The sequence below is a fragment of the Paraclostridium sp. MRS3W1 genome (genome assembly GCF_032465715.1).
GTDB lineage: Bacteria > Bacillota > Clostridia > Peptostreptococcales > Peptostreptococcaceae > Paraclostridium > Paraclostridium dentum.
In genome coordinates this window covers 1-251 of the sequence record NZ_JAWDJM010000068.1, presented here as the reverse complement: position 1 = coordinate 251, position 251 = coordinate 1, and the positions used below count along the sequence as shown (strand labels likewise).

Annotated in this window: 1 pseudogene; it reads left to right on the top strand. The window is 32.7% G+C overall.

Annotation, left to right across the window (positions count from 1 at the left end):
- Positions 1–251 (top strand): annotated as a pseudogene (locus RWY47_RS05105) (NADH peroxidase); the annotation flags it as partial.

Genomic DNA, 251 nt, shown 5'->3' with positions numbered 1-251 from the left:
AGAATAGCATTTGAAGAAGCAGAACATGCAGCTAAATTTGCAGAGTTATTAGGAGAAGTAGTAGTAGCAGATACACAAGCTAACTTAAAAGCAAGAGTAGAAGCTGAATACGGAGCAACTGATGGAAAATTAAAATTAGCTAAAAGAGCTAAAGAATTAGGATTAGATGCTATACATGATACAGTTCATGAAATGTGTAAAGATGAAGCTAGACATGGAAAAGCATTCTTAGGATTATTAAATAGACATTT